This window comes from Actinomadura sp. BRA 177 (assembly GCF_013372625.1).
Lineage (GTDB): Bacteria > Actinomycetota > Actinomycetes > Streptosporangiales > Streptosporangiaceae > Spirillospora.
In genome coordinates this window covers 1-17,283 of record NZ_JABXFD010000246.1, presented here as the reverse complement: position 1 = coordinate 17,283, position 17,283 = coordinate 1, and the positions used below count along the sequence as shown (strand labels likewise).

General features: G+C 71.6%; 15 protein-coding genes and 1 pseudogene. 5 read left to right on the top strand and 11 right to left on the bottom strand.

What is annotated here, in order from left to right; all coding sequences use genetic code 11:
* From HUX53_RS10115 to HUX53_RS10105, 3 genes are all read right to left on the bottom strand, one after another.
* A partial coding sequence (locus HUX53_RS10115; RefSeq protein ID WP_309237145.1) for a prephenate dehydratase domain-containing protein occupies positions 1-578 on the bottom strand: 578 nt, incomplete at its 3' end.
* A gap of 74 nt (positions 579-652) precedes the next feature.
* A complete protein-coding gene (locus HUX53_RS10110; RefSeq protein WP_176402900.1) occupies positions 653-1,108 on the bottom strand; it encodes a DUF4446 family protein in 456 nt (151 codons plus the stop codon).
* Positions 1,108-2,412, bottom strand: coding sequence for a glycosyltransferase 87 family protein (locus tag HUX53_RS10105; RefSeq protein WP_309237144.1), 1,305 nt, complete (start codon positions 2,410-2,412; stop codon positions 1,108-1,110). Before HUX53_RS10105 ends, HUX53_RS10110 begins: the two co-directional genes overlap by 1 nt.
* A 54-nt stretch (positions 2,413-2,466) precedes the next feature.
* Here HUX53_RS10105 and HUX53_RS40905 point away from each other — a divergent pair, with 54 nt between their 5' ends.
* A complete protein-coding gene (locus HUX53_RS40905; protein WP_255205106.1) occupies positions 2,467-4,686 on the top strand; it encodes a hypothetical protein in 2,220 nt (739 codons plus the stop codon).
* A 187-nt stretch (positions 4,687-4,873) separates the two neighbouring features.
* Here the strand turns inward: HUX53_RS40905 and mptB are convergent.
* The 3 genes and pseudogenes from mptB to HUX53_RS10090 form a co-directional block, all read right to left on the bottom strand.
* Positions 4,874-5,725, bottom strand: a pseudogene (gene mptB, locus HUX53_RS42985) (polyprenol phosphomannose-dependent alpha 1,6 mannosyltransferase MptB); the annotation flags it as partial.
* 329 nt (positions 5,726-6,054) lie between these two features.
* Positions 6,055-6,786, bottom strand: coding sequence for a glycosyltransferase family 2 protein (locus HUX53_RS10095; protein ID WP_176402897.1), 732 nt, complete (start codon positions 6,784-6,786; stop codon positions 6,055-6,057).
* A 122-nt stretch (positions 6,787-6,908) separates the two neighbouring features.
* Positions 6,909-7,244, bottom strand: a complete 336-nt coding sequence (locus HUX53_RS10090) for an STAS domain-containing protein (protein ID WP_176402896.1) — start codon at positions 7,242-7,244, stop codon at positions 6,909-6,911.
* Positions 7,245-7,464: 220 nt separating this feature from the next.
* Between HUX53_RS10090 and HUX53_RS10085 the strand changes: the two genes are divergently transcribed.
* Positions 7,465-7,830 (top strand): hypothetical protein, encoded by a 366-nt coding sequence (locus tag HUX53_RS10085; protein ID WP_309237143.1) that lies wholly within the window; start codon positions 7,465-7,467, stop codon positions 7,828-7,830.
* On the opposite strand, the gene HUX53_RS10080 is transcribed toward HUX53_RS10085, so the two are convergent.
* Together HUX53_RS10080 and HUX53_RS10075 are read right to left on the bottom strand one after the other, a co-directional pair.
* Positions 7,827-8,942 carry a sensor histidine kinase KdpD gene (locus HUX53_RS10080; RefSeq protein WP_176402894.1) on the bottom strand — a complete coding sequence of 372 codons (1,116 nt, stop codon included), beginning with the start codon at positions 8,940-8,942 and terminating at the stop codon, positions 7,827-7,829. The two genes, HUX53_RS10085 and HUX53_RS10080, sit on opposite strands and share 4 nt — an antisense overlap.
* Positions 8,939-9,643: a response regulator gene (locus tag HUX53_RS10075; protein WP_369009189.1), complete on the bottom strand. Its 705-nt coding sequence runs from the start codon at positions 9,641-9,643 to the stop codon at positions 8,939-8,941. The genes HUX53_RS10080 and HUX53_RS10075 overlap by 4 nt, the downstream gene beginning before the upstream one ends.
* A gap of 238 nt (positions 9,644-9,881) precedes the next feature.
* Between HUX53_RS10075 and HUX53_RS10070 the strand changes: the two genes are divergently transcribed.
* Together HUX53_RS10070 and HUX53_RS10065 are read left to right on the top strand one after the other, a co-directional pair.
* Positions 9,882-10,052, top strand: a complete 171-nt coding sequence (locus HUX53_RS10070; protein ID WP_176402892.1) for a hypothetical protein — start codon at positions 9,882-9,884, stop codon at positions 10,050-10,052.
* 85 nt (positions 10,053-10,137) lie between these two features.
* Entirely contained in the window at positions 10,138-11,694 is a 1,557-nt protein-coding gene (locus HUX53_RS10065; protein WP_176402891.1) for a long-chain-fatty-acid--CoA ligase, read from the top strand.
* 325 nt (positions 11,695-12,019) lie between these two features.
* On the opposite strand, the gene HUX53_RS10060 is transcribed toward HUX53_RS10065, so the two are convergent.
* The 3 genes from HUX53_RS10060 to HUX53_RS10050 all read right to left on the bottom strand — a co-directional run bounded on the left by HUX53_RS10060 (position 12,020) and on the right by HUX53_RS10050 (position 16,039).
* Complete coding sequence (locus tag HUX53_RS10060; RefSeq protein ID WP_176402890.1) at positions 12,020-12,898, bottom strand: endonuclease/exonuclease/phosphatase family protein; 879 nt, start codon at positions 12,896-12,898, stop codon at positions 12,020-12,022.
* A gap of 167 nt (positions 12,899-13,065) precedes the next feature.
* Positions 13,066-14,250 (bottom strand): elongation factor Tu, encoded by a 1,185-nt coding sequence (gene tuf / locus HUX53_RS10055; protein ID WP_176402889.1) that lies wholly within the window; start codon positions 14,248-14,250, stop codon positions 13,066-13,068.
* A 526-nt stretch (positions 14,251-14,776) separates the two neighbouring features.
* Positions 14,777-16,039, bottom strand: coding sequence for an MFS transporter (locus tag HUX53_RS10050; protein WP_176402888.1), 1,263 nt, complete (start codon positions 16,037-16,039; stop codon positions 14,777-14,779).
* A 30-nt stretch (positions 16,040-16,069) separates the two neighbouring features.
* Here HUX53_RS10050 and HUX53_RS10045 point away from each other — a divergent pair.
* Positions 16,070-17,283, top strand: a 1,214-nt coding sequence (locus HUX53_RS10045; RefSeq protein WP_309237142.1) for an arginine deiminase, incomplete at its 3' end; no start/stop codon positions are given.

The window sequence follows — 17,283 nt, the reverse complement described above, 5'->3', positions numbered from 1 at the left end:
GAGATGTGTATAGGGGACAGGTGCAGGACGACGAAGCGGGTGACGGCGTCGGCGACGTCGTGGATGTCCTCGGCGAGGATGGACAGGCCGTAGCGGGCGGCGGCGAACGAGCCGGCGAGCGCGGCGTCGTAGTGGCCGTCGGCGACGTGCTGGGCGGCCTCGGCGTTGGACGTGGCGGCGCGCCATTCGGCGTGCGGGACGTTCTCCAGCAGCCAGCGGCGGCACTGCGGCTGCGCGATCGGGTGGGACGCGACGGTCTTGATGTCGTCCAGCGACGTGCCGGGGCGGACGAGCAGCGCGAACGAGACCGGCAGGTGGATCTCGCCGACGATCTGGAGCGGTTCCCCGGTGGCCAGCTCGTCCAGCGTGGTGGGGACCGAGCCTTCGACGGAGTTCTCCAGCGCGACGACGGCCGTGTCGGCCTCGCCGTTGCGCAGGGCTTCCAGGACGGCCGGGACGGTGGCGTACGGGATGTGCTCGGCGCCAGCGGCGCCCGGGAGGGTGAGGAGCGCGGCCTCGGTGAACGTGCCCTGCGGACCCAGGTAGGCGTAGCGCGCTGTCCTGCTGTCTGCGGTCACGGGGTCCCCCGGGGCGAGTGGTGTGTGGCTGAACACGCCGAGTTTACTCGTCGGCGGGTAAAGCCGGTGCCGCCCTAGGCGCGGGCGGACGTGCGGTCGCCGCTGCCGAAGTCGGCCAGCGGGTCGTCCAGCGACACGACCGGGCCCTTGCCGAGCCGGGCCGCGCGCAGGGCGTGGCTCTCCTCGGGGGAGAGCGTCTCGACCGGGTGCCCGGCCTGCACGACCTTGGCGTACGTCCGCGTCTCGGTCCGCCCGTTGATGGAGCTGACGACGACCCCGTCCCCGATCGCGTTGATCAGCGCGAGGGAGAACGACCGGTGCCCGGACATCTCCTTCAGCGCGTCGTAGTGGACGATGGCGAGGTCGCGCAGCGCGCGCTCGTCCACCGATCCGCTGGCGACCTGGAGCTGGCGCCTGAGCATTTCCCCGCACTCGTCGACGACCTGGTTGACCCGGTTGTGCGCGACCACCGCGATGGACAGCCCCGCAATACCGGCGACCAGGCCCGCGACGGCCACCGCGACTAGCATCACGGGGCGAGCGTACCCACCTCGGCCTTCGGTTGCGAAGGAACCCCCTGATCCGCGCCCGATTTGACCCGGTTCACCAGCCAGGTGCCGAGGACGGCGATGGAGACGAGCGCGGCGATCCCGAACGAGTCGCGCAGGACCTGGCCCGCGAATTCCGCTACAGCGGAGTGCTCTGGGCCGATCCAGTCGCGTCCCCACCACGGCAGCGGCCACAGGAACACGAACCAGACGCCGAGCGCATAAAGACATCTTCGCGTGTCCCGGCCGTCACCGGCCAAAGCCCCGATGACCGCGATCATCCAGACAAGGTGGTGGATCCACCCCACAGGGGACAGCACGACGGACAGCAGCCCGACGATCGCGACCGCGCCGAGCAGCAGGCTGTTCGCGTCCGTCCCGGTCAGTTCGTCGGCGGCGAGGGTGACTCGGCGGGCCCAGGTGAAGCCGAAGTAGGCGACGATCAGCGCGAGGACGAGCCAGACGGCCGTCCGGACGGACCCCTCGTCGAAGATCCGCGCGACGATGCCCTGGATCGCCTGGTTGGTGGTGCCGTCGACCGCGCCCGTCCGGTCGCCGCCCTGCAGCAGCGCGCCGAACCAGTAGGCGGACGAGTCGGCGGGCAGCAGCGCGAACCCGGCGAGGGTCGCGGCGGCGGCGGTGAGCACCGCGTTGCCCAGCGCGTCCCGGCGTCCGGTGAGCAGGAAGTAGATGAGGAAGACGCCCGGCACCAGCTTGATCGCGACGGCGAGGCCGACGAGCGCGCCGCGCGGCCAGCGGGGCGTGCGGGCGCAGCAGTCGGCGAGGCACATGGCGAGCAGGAACAGCCCGACCTGCCCGAAGCGGACCTGGTCGCGGACGGGGTCGAGCCACGCCATCGCGGCGAACAGGACGCCGGCGGTGAGCGGCGCCCAGCGTCCGGTCCGGCGGATGAGGTCGCGGAAGGCGTACCAGACCACGATCGCCAGCGAGGCGTAGATCAGCACGACCCACGTCCACTGCGCGGCCCGCCAGGGGAGCAGGGTGAACGGGACGGCGAGCGCGGCGGCGAACGGCGGGTAGGTGAACGGCAGCAGCTGCGGCGGCTGCGTGAGGAACTCGTACAGGGGGGCGCCGCGCAGCACGGCGAGGCCGCCCTCCCGGTAGACCTCCAGGTCGACGAGCCGCTGGTCGGGCGGGTTGGTGAGCCAGCGGGACACGATCGGGACGACCGCGAGCACGGCGACGGCGAGGCCGGCGCACACGAGGAGTGCGCGCAGGCGTCCGCCGCGGGCATCGCCGACCTGCTGCACCATGGAACCGTCCACAGCCCGCAGGATATGGCCACTGTGCGGTGGTAGGGCTCTTGTAACCTGAACGCCATGATGCCCCGGGGAACGAAGATCGCCGTGTTCCTCGCGACCCTCGCCACCGTGCTGACCGGGGTTCTCGGCTGGTCCCCCGCACAGGCTGACACGCGCGCGCAGGCCACCGGACGCGTGGTGATCATTGGCGTGCCGGGGCTCATGTGGAGCGACATCAGCCAGCAGAACACGCCCGCTTTGTGGGGGTTGACGGCGGGCGGCTCCGCGGCGGGCCTCAGCGTGCGGACGACCCGCGTCAACACCTGCCCGACGGACGGCTGGCTGACGGTGTCGGCCGGGCAGCGGTCCCGGCTGCCGCACGGCGACTGCGCGCTGCCGTCCGCGCCGATCCTGCCCGGCCAGGACTCCCCCACCGGCCCGGTGCCGAAGGACGGCGCGATCGCCGCCGGCTGGCCTGCCATCAAGAGCGACAACGCGGGCACCAACTACCACGCCGAGATCGGGCTGCTCGGCGACGCCGTCCACAAGGCGGGCGGCTGCACGATGGCGGTCGGGCCGGGCGCGGTGTTCGGCGTCGGCAACGGCGGCGGCCGGGTGGACCGCTACGTCGAGTCCCCCGACAAGGTCACCGCGGCGGACTGGGCGCGCTGCCCGCTCGCCGCGGTCGACGTCGACGACCTGTTCCGCGCCTACATCGACGCGGGCGTCGACCCGCACGGCGACCAGATCCCGCTGTCGGACGAGGGCCGCGCCGACGCCGCGGCCGACGCCGACCGCCGGGTCGGACAGGTCGTCACCGGCGTCCCGCAGGGCACGACCATCCTGCTCGCGGGGCTGTCCGACACCGGCCTCAACCCGCACCTGCGCGTCGCCGTCGCGAAGGGCGACGGGTACGAGCCCGGTTTCATGACGTCCAGCGCCACCCGGCAGGAGGGCCTGGTCACGCTCACCGACGTCACCGCGACCGCGATGAAGCTGCTCGGGCTGCCCCAGCCGAAGCAGGTCGTCGGGTCGGTGTGGACGGCGCAGCCGTCGAAGGTGTCCACGCAGGATCGGGTGGACGCGCTCGTGGACGAGGACGTCGCCGCACAGGCGATCCGCACCGTGCAGACGTCGTTCTACTGGGTGCTGTTCGCGACGCAGCTCGTCCTGTACGGGATCGCGGTGCTGGCGCTGCGGCGGCTCGGCGGCGACCGCCGGTCGCGGGCGCGGATACTGGGCGGCACCCGCGTGATAGCGCTGCTGGGCGGGGCGGCGCCGGGCGCGTCGTTCCTCGCCGGGCTGCTGCCGTGGTGGCGGGCCGAGCATCCGACACCCGTGCTGATCTGCACGGTGCTGGGCTTCGCGGGGCTGCTCACGGGCGTGGCGCTCGCCGGCCCGTGGCGCCGGTCCGTGGTCGTCCCCGGGTTGGTGATCACCGGCGTGACGGGCGCCGTCCTCGCGTTGGACGTGATGACCGGCTCCAACCTCCAGCTCAACACGCTGATGGGGTACACGGCGCTGGTCGCCGGACGGTTCTACGGCTTCGGCAACCAGGCGTTCTCGCTGTTCGCCGTCGCCGCGATCCTGACGGCGGCGTGGCTGACCGAGTACCCGCTGCGCCGGCGCCGCAAGGCGATCGCGGTCGGGATCGTCGCCGTGATCGGGGTGTTCGCCGTCCTGGTGGACGGCCTGCCCGCGTTCGGCAGCGACTTCGGCGGCGTGCTCGCGATCGTCCCCGCGTTCGCGATGCTCGGCCTGATGGTCGCCGGGCAGCGCGTGTCCGCGCTGAGGCTCGGCGTCTTCTTCGTGGTGGGCGCGGCGATCGTGCTGTTCATCTCCTACCTGAACGCGCAGAGCGCCAACCCGACGCACCTCGGCCGGTTCTGGCAGGACCTCATGGACGGGGACGCCTGGGGCATCGTCACCCGCAAGTTCAACGCGATGCTGAACAGCCTCGGGTACTGGCCGTACACCCTCGCCGTCGCGGCCGCCGTCGTGTTCCTGTTCTTCGTCCTGGCGCGGCCGACGCGGTGGCGGGTGTCGCTGCTGCAGGGCGCCTACAAGCACAGCCTGTCGATGCGCCCGGCGCTGATCTGCGCGCTGGCCGTCGGCGTCATCGGCACCCTGGCGAACGACTCCGGCGTCGTGGTCCTGTCGGTGGCGTTCAGCCTGGCGACTCCGCTGATGCTCGCGGCCGGGCTCCGGTCGCTGGAGATCGACCTGAGGAACGCAGACACGTCGCCACCAGAGCCGTCAGAATCGCGAGAAGCGTCCACGGGATCACCGTCGGCCTGACGACGGTGAACAGCCACTCCAGGTCGTCCGGCAGCCGGATGCGGGCGGGGGCGCGCGCGGGCAGGTAGGCGAGGCTGAGGGCCGCGGTGTGCGCGAGCAGGATCCAGTCGATCCGCGTCCAGGGCAGCAGCGCCAGCAGCGCCCAGCCGAACCCGTCGTACCAGGGCAGCGCGTAGGGCGCGACGAGGAGCCAGGCGAGGACGAGCGCGGCGGCGAGGCGCTGGTGCCTTCCCGCGTCCTCTTCGGGGAGCGCCCGGACGAGCAGGACGAACAGCGCCAGCCCGAGCAGCATCGCGCCCGTCTTGATGACGTCGCGCTGCGAGCCGCGGCCGAGCGACTCGTCCAGCAGATGCCAGGGCGTCGCGAACGACACCATGTTGCTGGCCTCGCGGACCTGGTCGAGCGCGTGCGGCCCGGCCAGCGCGTACGAGGTCACGGTGACGGCGGCGCCACCGGCCGCCAGCGCGAGCAGTCCGCCGAGCGACCGCCATTTCCGCTCGCGCAGCAGCGCGAGGGCGGGCCCGCCGGCGACGAGCACGGCCGGCAGCTTGATCGCCGTACCGACGCCGGCGAAGGCACCGGCGGCCAGGGAACGCACCCATCCGGCTTTGGGACCGAACACGGCGAGCGCCGCCACCATCGGCGCGATCGCGAGGACGTCGTTGTGCGCGCCCGCGATCAGGTGGAACAGCACCAGCGGGTTGCACGTCCACAGCAGCGCGGTGCGCAGCCGCCGTTCCTCGGTCCTGGACGTCCGGTAGAGGATCAGCGCCGTCACCGCGAACGCGAGGACGTTCGCCACCGACATGACGAAAACGGTCAGCCGTACGGAGTCGTCGCCGATCCACGCGGCGAGCGCCTGCTCGCCCGTCGCGATCGGCCCGTACACCGACGGCGTCGTCCGCCACTCCTCCGGCGCCCCGGCGACCGGATCCCTGGACAGGTCGTCGGCGCTGGTCACGTACGGGTCGTGGCCCGTCGCCGCCATCCGCCCGTAGGAGGCGTAGTTCAGGTGGTCGGTGGACCCGATCGGCGGCATGCACATGAACGCGACCGCCGCCAGCAGCCCGGCGACGACGAGCGGCAGCGCCGGGACGCGCCAGCCCTTCCGGACGGCGGCGAAGCACAGCCCGAGACCCGCGGTGCTCGCGACGATCCCCGCGACGACCAGCCCGATCACCAGGTACGGCGACGGGTGGACGACGAGCGAGTACGGCGGCTGGCCGCGCGAGCCCTCCAGATCCGGCTCGAACACCGACGGACCCAGCAGGGCGGTGCCGAGGAAGCAGGCGATGCCGGCCCCGATGCCCCACAGCCCGCCCGTCCCGAGACGACAGGTCCCGAGACGACGGGCCCGGAGACGACGGGTCACGGGCGGCTGCCGCGCAGCCGGCCGAGCCGCCGCGCCACCACCGGGTCGCGGACGGCGAGCGCCCGCGCCACCGGCACCGACTGGCGGGCCCAGCTGCACCGCGGCCGGCAGTTCCGGGACGTGGCGCGGTGCGCGAGCGGCACCTCCACCTCCCGCACCCGGAACCCCTGCCGCAGCAGGTCGATGGTCAGCGCCGTCTCCACGGCGAACCCGGCGGCGAGCGGCAGTGCCGCGTCGAACGCGGCCCGGGTCAGGCAGCGCTGCCCGTTGAGCGGCGCGTCCGGCTCCCAGCCGGTGGCGCGGCGGACGCCCTCGCGGGACAGCCGCACGACGAAGCCGTGCCCGCCGAGCTTCACCGTCGTGCTGAACACCGCGATCGTCATGTCGGCGTCACCGGCCCGGACGGGTTCGACGAGCGGCGCCGCCTCGCGGGCGGTCTCGGCGAGGTCGGCGTCGAGGAAGAGCAGGTGCCTGGGCTGGTCGCGGCCGTCATCCAGGAGCCGGACGGCCTCGGCGCCGGTCTCCATCGCGGCGCCCTTGCCGCGGTTGCGGCTGTGCCGCACGACCCGCGCCCCCGCCTCGCGCGCCACCCGGCCGGTGCCGTCGGACGAGCCGTCGTCGACCACCACGACGAGATCGGCGCCGGGAAGCTCCTGCGCGGCCTTGACCGTGGCCGCGATGCGGTCGGCTTCGTCCATGGCGGGGATGATCACCGCGACGTCGTGCATGTACGCGATGGTAGTCCGGGACGGACGTGCGATGTGGAATGCCGCCGCGAACGGTTACCGGCGCGGCGACGCGGCGACCTCCGGGGTTCACCCGCAGGCCGCCGGTTGCAGCCGATGGTCGGTCAGCCGGCGTCCAGGACCGGTGCCTTCTCCGTGACGGTGAACACGGTGTCGAGCCCGGTGACCTGCAGGATCCGCCGGACGGCCGGGCGCGGGGCGGCGAGCTCCAGCGAGCCGCCCTGCTCCTTGAGCCGCTTCATGGCCGACAGCAGCACGTTCATGCCCGTCGAGTCGCAGAACTCGACGCCGCTCAGGTCGACCACGATGCGGGTGACCTGCTCGCGCAGCAGCCCCGCGAGGGCCGCCTGCAGTCTGGGTGCCGTGTACAGGTCGAGCTCGCCGGTCGCCGTAACGACGGCGTGACCTCCTTGAGACGCGGTCGAGACGTTTAGCTCCACGTGCGGCACACTATCTCGGGAACGGCCCCGGGGCCAGGCTGTTCGCCAACTCCCTTGTGGCATGGGCGTTTCCGGGGCGTGTCGCCGCCTTGCCAGCCCCGCACGCTTTGATAACTACGGACGGTATTGTTCTGAATTCGGGCGACGGCGGCGTGTTCCCCGCCGGGCGATGTACGCGGTTCGCGCCGCACGGAGGCCCGGAGTGAGAGAGGCTGAGCAGGTGCGACAGAAGGCCGATCCGAGAGAGACCCGGCTGCGCGAACGCCTGGAGACGATCCGGGCGCGCTCGGCGAAGTCCAGCTCGTGGCGGAGTTCCACCCAGGTGCTGTCCCGGCTGGTGAACCGGGACGGCCTCGTCCCGATCAAGACGCGCCTGTCCCGCGAGGACCTCGCCTTCCTCGCCGGCGCCCGGGAGGAGGTCATCGCGTTCGCCGACCTCGGCGTCCGGCTGCTCGACCTGCACCGCCCGCAGGAGGCCGGCGGCATCACCAGCGACCCCGACCACCCCATCCGGCGCTGCCGCGCCTGCATGTCCCGCTGGCCGTGCCCCACCTTCCGGACGATCTCCGAGTCCCTCGACCCCTAGACCGTGAGCGGCAGGCGGACCTCGAAGCGGCAGCCGGGCCCGTCGTTGGCCACACCGATCCGCCCGGCGTGCGCCTCCACGATGCCGCGCGCGATGGCGAGGCCCAGCCCGGCGCCGCCGCCCGGCGTACGCGCCGCCTCGCCGCGGAACGCGACATCGAACACACGCGGCAGATCGTCCTCCGGGATGCCGCCGCACCCGTCCGCCACCGTCACCCGCGCCTCCCCGTCGCTGACCTCGGCGATGATCTCGACGGCGCCGTCGCTCGGGGTGTGCCGGATCGCGTTGACGACGAGGTTGCGGAGCGCGCGTCCCAGTTCGCCGGCGTCCGCCTGCACGGGCAGTCCCTCGCGGACGTCGCCGCGCAGCCGGACCCCCTTGGCCCGGGCGAGCACCTCGGTACCGGCGACCGCGTCCGCGACCAGATCCGCGAGCCCGACGCGTTCGGTGGACAGGCGCAGCGCGCCCGCGTGGATCCGGGACAGCTCGAACAGGTCGTCCACCATCTCCGTGAGCCGCTCGGCCTCGACGCGGATGCGCCCGTGGTAGCGCTGGACGGTGCCCTGATCGGCGACGACCTCATCCTCCAGCGCCTCGGCCATCGCGCGCAGGCCGGCCAGCGGGGTGCGCAGGTCGTGGCTCACCCAGGCGACCAGCTCGCGGCGGCTCGCCTCCAGGGCCTGCTCGCGCTCGTGGGCCGCGGCCAGCCGGTCGTAGGCGGCCTCCAGCTCCCTGGACAGCTCGGCCAGCTCGGCGGGGAGGCGCGCGGCCGGCTGCCGGAACCGTCCCGCGCGGACGGCGTCCACGAGAGTCCTGTTGGCGGCGACCAGGCGGCGTCCCAGCAGCACCGACACCGCCATCGCGACAATGCCGGCAGAGATCACCACCGCGAGCACGACCGCCCGGTCATGGTCGTTCAGCACCATCATGAACGAGATCACGAGGATGCCGGAGATGGTCGCCAGCACCGTCGCGACGCCCACGACGATCAGCTGGGTGGCGACCGACCGTCCGCGCAGCCCGTACAGGGCGCCGAGCGCGACGACCGCCACCGTGAACGCGGCGACCACCGCGTAGAAGACGACCCAGAGGAGGTCTTCGAAGGGGATCATGCCTCGTCCCCGGGCTCGTACCGGTAGCCGACGCCCCACACGGTGACGATGCGGCGCGGGGCCGTCGGATCGTCCTCGATCTTCTCCCGCAGCCGCCGGACGTGGACGGTCACCGTGGACGAGTCGCCGAACGTCCAGTCCCAGACGCGTTCGAGCAGTTCGTCGCGGGTGAAGGCCCGCCTCGGGTGGCGCAGCAAGAACGCCAGCAGGTCGAACTCGCGGGACGTGAGCGCGAGCCGCTCGCCGTGCAATCCCGCCTCGTGCGCGCTGACGTCCACGACCAGGTCGCCGTCCCGCAGTGGCCCCGCCGGCCCGGTCGGGACGAGCGCGCCGCGCGCCCGCCGCAGCACCGACCTCACCCGAAGCGCCAGCTCACGCGGGCTGAACGGCTTGGTCACGTAGTCGTCTGCGCCGGTCTCCAGCCCGACGAGCCGGTCGGTCTCCGCACCGAGCGCCGTCAGCATCACGATCGGGACGGTCGAGGTCTCGCGCAGCCGCCGGCACACCTCCAGGCCGTCCATGCCGGGCAGCATCAGGTCGAGGACGACGAGGTCGGGCGGCTGGTCGAGCACCTTGCGCAGCGCGGTCGGCCCGTCCGCCACGCAGACCACCTCGTGCCCGTCACGAGCCAGATACCGGGCAACGACTTCCGCCACCGTCGGATCGTCATCGACCACCAGGACGCGTCCAGCGGGGCTCACGGAGTTCACCCCCACACGCTAAGCCGCCCACGCCGCCACCGGACGTCCCGTCATCACCCCGTAAGAAACGGGCCCAAGACCTCGGCTTCTCAGTTCCAGGCACAGACGAGCCAGCACGGGCCTGGGGGGTCAGGGTGAGCCCTGGCCGGGGATCAGGGTGGGCTCCATCGTGCGGTGGGGGGTCAGGGTCGTCCCCAAGGGTGATGTCCTCCGGGAACGCAGCGCATACGGTGGAGGCATGGGTAAGACGATCCTGACCATCATCGGTGTTGTGCTCGCGATATGGCTGGCGATGACCGTCATCGGCGCCATCATCTCGATGCTCAAGTTCTTCTTCTTCATCGGACTCGTCGCCGTCGTCGTGGTACTCGCCGTGACCGCCGTGTCCAAGATGTCCAAAAGCCACTAACTAAGCAGCTCATACCCCTTGCGGGGCGTCGCCGGTGACCGCATGATGCCGGGATAACCAGGCGGTCATCGGCGAAGGGACATACGTGCCGGGTCTGACAGAGGTGCTGCGCGAACGCGCACGTTCACATCCCGATCGCATCGCGTACATCGCGGGCGACACCGAGGTCACCTTCCGGGACTTCGACCGGCGCGCCGACCGGGTCGCGGGCGCGCTCGCGTCCGCGGGCGTGGGGCACGGCGACCGGGTCGCGATCCTCGACAAGAACTCCCTCGAATACGCCGAGCAGCTGTTCGGCGCGGCCCGCATCGGCGCCGTCCAGGTCCCGGTGAACTACCGGCTGGCCCCGGACGAGGTCGCCTACATCGTCAACAACGCGCAGGCGAAGGTCTTCATCGTCGGCCCCGAGTTCGTCCCCGTCCTGGACGCGATCGCCGGCAAGCTCGAACACACCACCCGCATGGTGGTCATCAACGGCTCCGACCACGCCTACGACGACTACGCGGCGTGGATCGACGGGGCGTCCGACACACCGCCCGACCATGAGCCCGAAACCGGGGACGTGTTCGTCCAGCTCTACTCGTCCGGAACGACGGGCCTGCCCAAGGGCGTCATGCTGACGCACGACAACTTCCTTGCGGCGCTGGACGTGACCACGGACGTCTGGGACATCGACGAGTCGTCCGTCCTGATGATCGCGATGCCGATGTACCACGTCGCGGGCAACGTCCTCACCGTCTCCGCCATCTACAACACGATCACGGGCGTCATCGCGCGCGAGCCCGACCCGACCGTGATCGCGCAGGCCATCGAGCGGCACCGCGTCACGCACATCTTCCTCGTCCCGGTCCTGCTGCAGTTCATGCAGCTGATCCCCGAGGTCGGCGCGTGCGACATGTCCAGCCTCAAGCTGATGCTGTACGGCGCGTCCCCGATCAGCGAGGACGTGCTGCGCGGCGCCATGCGGATGCTGCCGTCCACCGAGTTCATGCAGGTGTACGGGCTGACGGAGGTCACCGGCGCGATCACGATGCTGCCCGCCGCCGACCACGACCCGGACGGCCCGAACACGCACCGGCTGCGCAGCGCCGGCCTCGCCAACGCCACCACCACCCTCAAGATCGTCGACCCGGCGACCCAGGAGGAGGTGCCCGCCGGGCAGGTCGGCGAGATCCTCTGCCGGACCCCGCAGAACATGAAGGGGTACTGGGGGATGCCGGACGCGACCGCCACCGCCCTCTCCGAGGACAACTGGTTCCGCACCGGCGACGCCGGCTACGTCGACGAGGACGGCTACCTCTACATCCACGACCGCGTCAAGGACATGATCATCTCGGGCGGGGAGAACATCTACCCGGCCGAGGTCGAGAACGTCCTGATGAGCCACCCGGACGTCTCGGACTGCGCGGTCATCGGCGTCCCGTCCGAGCGCTGGGGCGAGACCCCGAAGGCCCTGGTCGTGCTCACGTCCGACCTCTCCGAGCAGGACCTCATCGACTACTGCCGCGAGCACCTGGCCCACTTCAAGTGCCCCAGCTCCATCGAACGCCGCGACGAGATCCCCCGCAACCCCACCGGCAAGATCCTCAAACGTGAACTCCGCGCCCCCTACTGGCAGGACAAGGACAGGGCTGTGTCTTAATGCATTTCTCTCCTCCTTCGGGCCTTGGCGGCCCTCCATCGTCGAGAAACGCGGCGATCGCTGGCATCGCATCCGACTCGCCTAGCGGCTCGCTGCGCGATCAGGTTCTCGCAAGCTCGAACCTGCCTTCGGACGCGATCGCAACATTGAGGCCATCGCGGGGCCGGGGCTCAAACTGCCTTAGGACGCGATCGCAACGCTGAGGCCGTCGCGGGGCCGGGGCGCGAACCCGCCTTCGGACGCGATCGCAACGTTGAGGTCGTTGCGGGGGCGGGGTTCGGGCCGCCGGGGTCGAGGGTCGTCACCTTGGCCCCGGCGGGCCGTTTCACGTGAAGCGGATTTCGGCGGACATGGGGCGGTGGTCGGACGCCTTGGTGCGGGCGGACGGGACGCTGCAGGAGACGGCGGCCGACTTGGTGATGAACAGGTAGTCGGTCTTCTCGACGGCCGTGCCCTGCCAGTTCTGCCGGGTCTTCGCGCCGGTCCGGGACGCGCCCGACTGGTCGCATTCGTCGTAGGCGGTGTAGAGCGGGTCGAGGGCCGGGCTGTCCGGGCTGTCGGCGAGGTCGCCGCCGACGAGGACGCGGCCGGTGCCGGCGAGCGTCGTGAGGGCGCGGGCCTCCTTCTGCCGCCACTCGTTGCCCTCGGCCGGGCTGAGCTGCGTGACGCACACCCTGGTCGCCCAGGACGGCACCTCGCCGCACAGTGCGATGCGCGTGCGGTCGGCGGGGGCGGGGAGCTTCGCCTGGCGGGTCCCGATGAGCGGTTTGTCGGTGCCGATCGCGACGCCGGCCTTGCCCTGGCCCTGCGCGCAAGAGCCACCGTCGGGGGACGCGGCGAACGCCCACGTCCACGTGTCCATGGTCTTCTTGAAGGTGCGCACGTGCCCTTCGCAGACCTCCTGCAGGAGGACGGCGTTGGTCCTGACCTTGCGTCCGCCGACCTCGGTGGAGCGCATCCGCTGGACGACCTGCTTGGTGAGCTTCGCGGGAGCGGCGCCGGACGGGCAGCCGGGCCCGCCGCAGACGTTCCAGGTCACCGCGTTGATCGTCACGGCGGGGGGCGGTTCGGCGGCGCCGTCGGCGTGGGCGGGGCCGCCGCCGCCCGGCAGGCCCTCGATGCTGGTGCCGGTGGCGGCCGCGGCGACGACCGCGGCCGCCGCGCAGACCGAGAGCAGGGGAATCAGGGCGCGGGGGGATCGCACACGTTCTCCAGAAATGGGGCTATCTGCGGGGGTGTTGCCGGAATCTCACCACATCAAGATCGCATCCGCCACCGGTTCGCGACCACGCGGTCACTCATGCGGGGACATTTTCCGGGCGCGCCCAGGCTAAGGGGGCCCGGCGGATGCTCCCGCCGGGCCCCCGCCCGCTAGTCCTCCAGCGCGGTGACCGTGCCGGCGCCGACCGTCCGGCCGCCCTCGCGGATCGCGAAGCCGAGCCCCTCGGTCATCGCGACCGGCTTGCCCAGCTCGACGGCCATCTCGACGGTGTCGCCGGGCAGCGCCATGCCGCCGTCGCCGCCGAGGTCGATGCCGCCGACCACGTCCGTCGTCCGGAAGTGGAACTGCGGCCGGTAGCCGTGGAAGAACGGCCTGGACCGTCCGCCCTCGTCCGCGGTCAGCACCCGGACCCGCGCCCGGAACCGCAGATGCGGCCGGATCGCGCCCGGCGCGCTGACGACCTGCCCGCGCCGCACCTGGTCTCGCTTGACGCCGCGCAGCAGCATGGCCGTGTTGTCACCGGCCTCCGCGTGGTCCATCTGCTGCCCGAACGTCTCCAGCCCGGTCGCGACCGTGCCGAACGACTCGCCGAGCCCGACGACCTCCACGGCGTCCCCGAGCCGTACGGCGCCCTGCGCCACGACCCCGGTCACGACGGTGCCGCGACCGGTGATCGTGAGGACGCTCTCGACCGGCATGAGGAACGGCTTGTCGAGAACCCGCTGCGGGACGGGCACGTACCCGTCGATCGCGTCGAGCAGGTCGCCGATCCGCGCCGTCCAGTACGGGTCGCCCTCCAGCGCCCGCAGCCCGGACACCCGCACGATCGGCACCTCGTCGCCGGGGAACCCGTACTCGGAGAGCAGCTCTCTGACCTCCAGCTCGACGAGGTCGAGCAACTCGGCGTCCTCGACCATGTCGGCCTTGTTCAGCGCCACCACGATGTGCTCGACGCCGACCTGCCGCGCGAGGACGATGTGCTCCCGCGTCTGCGGCATGGCCCCGTCCTGCGCGGACACCACGAGCACGGCCCCGTCCACCTGCGCGGCACCGGAGATCATGTTCTTCACATAATCGGCGTGCCCCGGCATGTCGACGTGGGCGTAGTGCCTGGTCGCGGTCGCGTACTGGACGTGCGAGACGTTGATCGTGATGCCCCGGTCGCGCTCCTCGGGGGCGCGGTCGATGCGGTCGAACGGCACGGCGGACGCCAGCCCGCGCTCGGCGAGCACCTTCGTGATCGCCGCGGTCAGCGTCGTCTTGCCGTGGTCGACGTGCCCCATCGTCCCGATGTTGAGATGAGGCTTGTCGCGCTCGTAAAGCTGCTTGGCCATCGGCCCTGTCCTCACTGGTGGATCCGGTGAGAACCCGTGCTTGCGACCACCCCCCTCCGCTGGTTCTCCGGAAGGGCTGGACGGAGAGGGGGCAGCTTCGCAGGCCGTCGACGACGACCGCTGCTGCTGCGAAGGCAGCCGGCACCGCGCTCAGCGGGCTGATGCCCGCGAGCGTCTTGGTGCCGACTGCGAAGAACATGCCAAGCACACTACGGACGGCCCTACGCCAAGTCGACCGATTTTCCACCCGATCACGCCGGACGCACGGCTGCCCCTAGGACACCGCTAGCGGGTCGCGACGGATCATCGACTCCCCGGAGGGCCGATCCAGCGGCACAAGCAGGGGGAGCCGCAGAACCGCACACGGCAGCGGCCTCTGTTCTTGCAGGACGTCAAGGCAAGGCGCCGCATGTCGGGAGCCCTCGCAATTACATCTCGTCCAGCGGCACAAGCAAGGGAAGCCGCAGAACCGCACACGGCAGCGGCCTCTGTTCTTGGAGGACGTCGCAGGTGGGGAGCCCTGGAATTACGTCTCGTCCGGCGGGACGCGCAGGAGAAGGAGGCCGGTGGCGGCGCCGGCGAACTGGAAGGCGGCGATCGCCAGGATCAGGCCGATCGGGCCTACGGCGTCCGCGGCGGCGGCGGTCAGGGCGGCGCCTACGGCGGATGCGCCGATCTTGAGGCTGCCCGCCGTCGTGTTGACCTGGCCCAGCCGGTCGGGCGGCGACTCGCGCTGGCGGAGCATGAGTGTGGCCGCGAACACCGGGCCCTCCGCGATCCCCGCCGCGACGAACGCCGCCGTCGCCCACGGCAGCGACGGCGCCACGGCGAGGGCCGCGAGCGACGCCCCGAACGCGACCAGTCCGGCGAGCATGACCGGCTCCGCGTGCTTCGGCGTCAGCCACCGGCTGGACGCGAGGGAGCCGATCAGCGACCCGACCGCGAGCGCGACGAGCAGCCGTCCGCCCGCGCTCGGCGCGGCCCCGATGTGCTCGGCCAGCAGCACCGCCGTCACCGCGACCCCGCCGAACCCCGTCCAGGCGAGCGTGGTGGCCACCGTCAGCGCCCGCAGCACCCGCCCTTCGGCAAGCACGACGATCCCGCCCATGATCACCGACGTCCAGCTCGCGGGACGGCCCGAGGCCATCTCCGCCGTGCTGCCCGCGTCCGCGCCCGCGACCCCGACCGCCGTCGGCCGCGTCCCCTGGTCAGCGGGCTCCTCGCGCGGGCCGGGGAAGGGGAGGAGCGGCAGCGTGAGCAGGCCGAGCACGCCGACGGTGACCACGGCGGTGCCCGCGTACTGGCCGCCGACCAGTGCGGCGAGGGCGGCGGCCAGGCCGGGGCCCGCGATGCCCGCGAGGTTGTAACTGGACGCTTCCAGGCCATAGGCGCGCGAAAGCCGTCCAGCCGGGACGAACCGGGGCAGCAGGCTGGTCAGCGCGACGACGATCGGCTCCGTACAACCGATCACCGCGGCGACGCACAGGGCGAGGACGAGCGGCGAACTCCCCGCCATGACCAGCAACAACGCGGTCGCGACGGCATAGCCGGCGGCAAGAGCGACCGCAACCGACCGCGGGCGCCGCACCCGGTCCAGCGCGTTGCCGATGATCGGCCCGCTGAGCACGTACGGCAGCGTCATGGCGGTCTGCAGATACCCGGCGGTCGCCGCGTGCCCCGTCCGCGCCTGGACGGTCAGGACCAGCGCCGTCGCGACGCCCTCGGCCGACACCCGCAGCATCGTCGCCGACGTGAGGTGGAGCGGCAGCGCCGCCATCCTGCCGATCACTCTCGCATGCTGGCACATAAACTGCGAAGAGTGACGGCAGCGAAGGCAGGGCACGAGCACCGGGTCACCAGCGAGGTCGGACGGCTGCGGACCGTCCTGCTGCACCGTCCCGGCGCGGAACTGAAGAGGCTCACCCCGCGCAACAGCGACAAGCTGCTGTTCGACGCGATCCCGTGGGCCGGCCGCGCCCAGGAGGAGCACGACGCGTTCGCGGAGGCCCTTCGCTCGCACGGCGTCGAGGTCCTCTACCTGACCGAGCTGCTGCAGGACGCTCTCGAATACGAGGCGGCCCGCGACCAGGCGATAGCCGACGCCATCATCGACCTGCGCCTAGGCGACCAACTCCGCCGCATAGTCGAGGACTACCTGCGCGACCAGGACCCGGAGAACCTCACCCAAACCCTGATCGGCGGCCTGGCCCACGAAGAGCTCAAATCCGGGCACGGCCTCGTCTACCGGCTCATGGACAGGCTCGACTTCATCATCGACCCGCTCCCCGGCCTCCTGTTCACCCGCGACAACAGCACCTGGATCGGCGACCGAGTAGCAGTAACGAGCCTGGCCATGGAGGCCCGCCGCCGCGAGTCGGCCCTGACCGCCCTCATCTACGCCCACCACCCCCGCTTCGCCGGCGTGGAACCGGTGTACTCACCATCCCTGGAACACGTCGAGGGCGGAGACGTCCTCCTCCTCTCCCCGGGCGTAATCGCAATAGGCACCGGTGAACGAACGACCCCCGCCGGCGTAGAACGCCTGGCCCGCCAGGTCTTCAAAGCCAACCTGGCCCACACCGTCCTAGCGGTGCCCATCGCCCAGGAAAGGGCGACCATGCACCTCGACACGGTCTGCACCATGGTCGACGTGGACATGGTCGTCATGTATCCCCCGGTCGCACATTCCCTAATGGCCCACAAGGTCACCCTCACCAACGGCGACCTACGCGTCTCGGAACCCCGCCCCTTCCTGGAGGCAGCCGCCGAAGCCATGCAGCTCGACCGCCTAAAGGTGATCGACACCGGCCTCGACCCGGTCACCGCCGAACGCGAGCAATGGGACGACGGCAACAACACCCTCGCCGTGGCCCCACGCCTATGCGTCGCCTACGAACGCAACATAGAGACGAACGCCCAACTAGAAGCGTCCGGCATCGAAGTAATCCGAATCAGCGGCAGCGAACTGGGCACCGGCCGAGGCGGCCCCCGCTGCATGTCCTGCCCCACCCTCCTGTCTCCTATACACATATC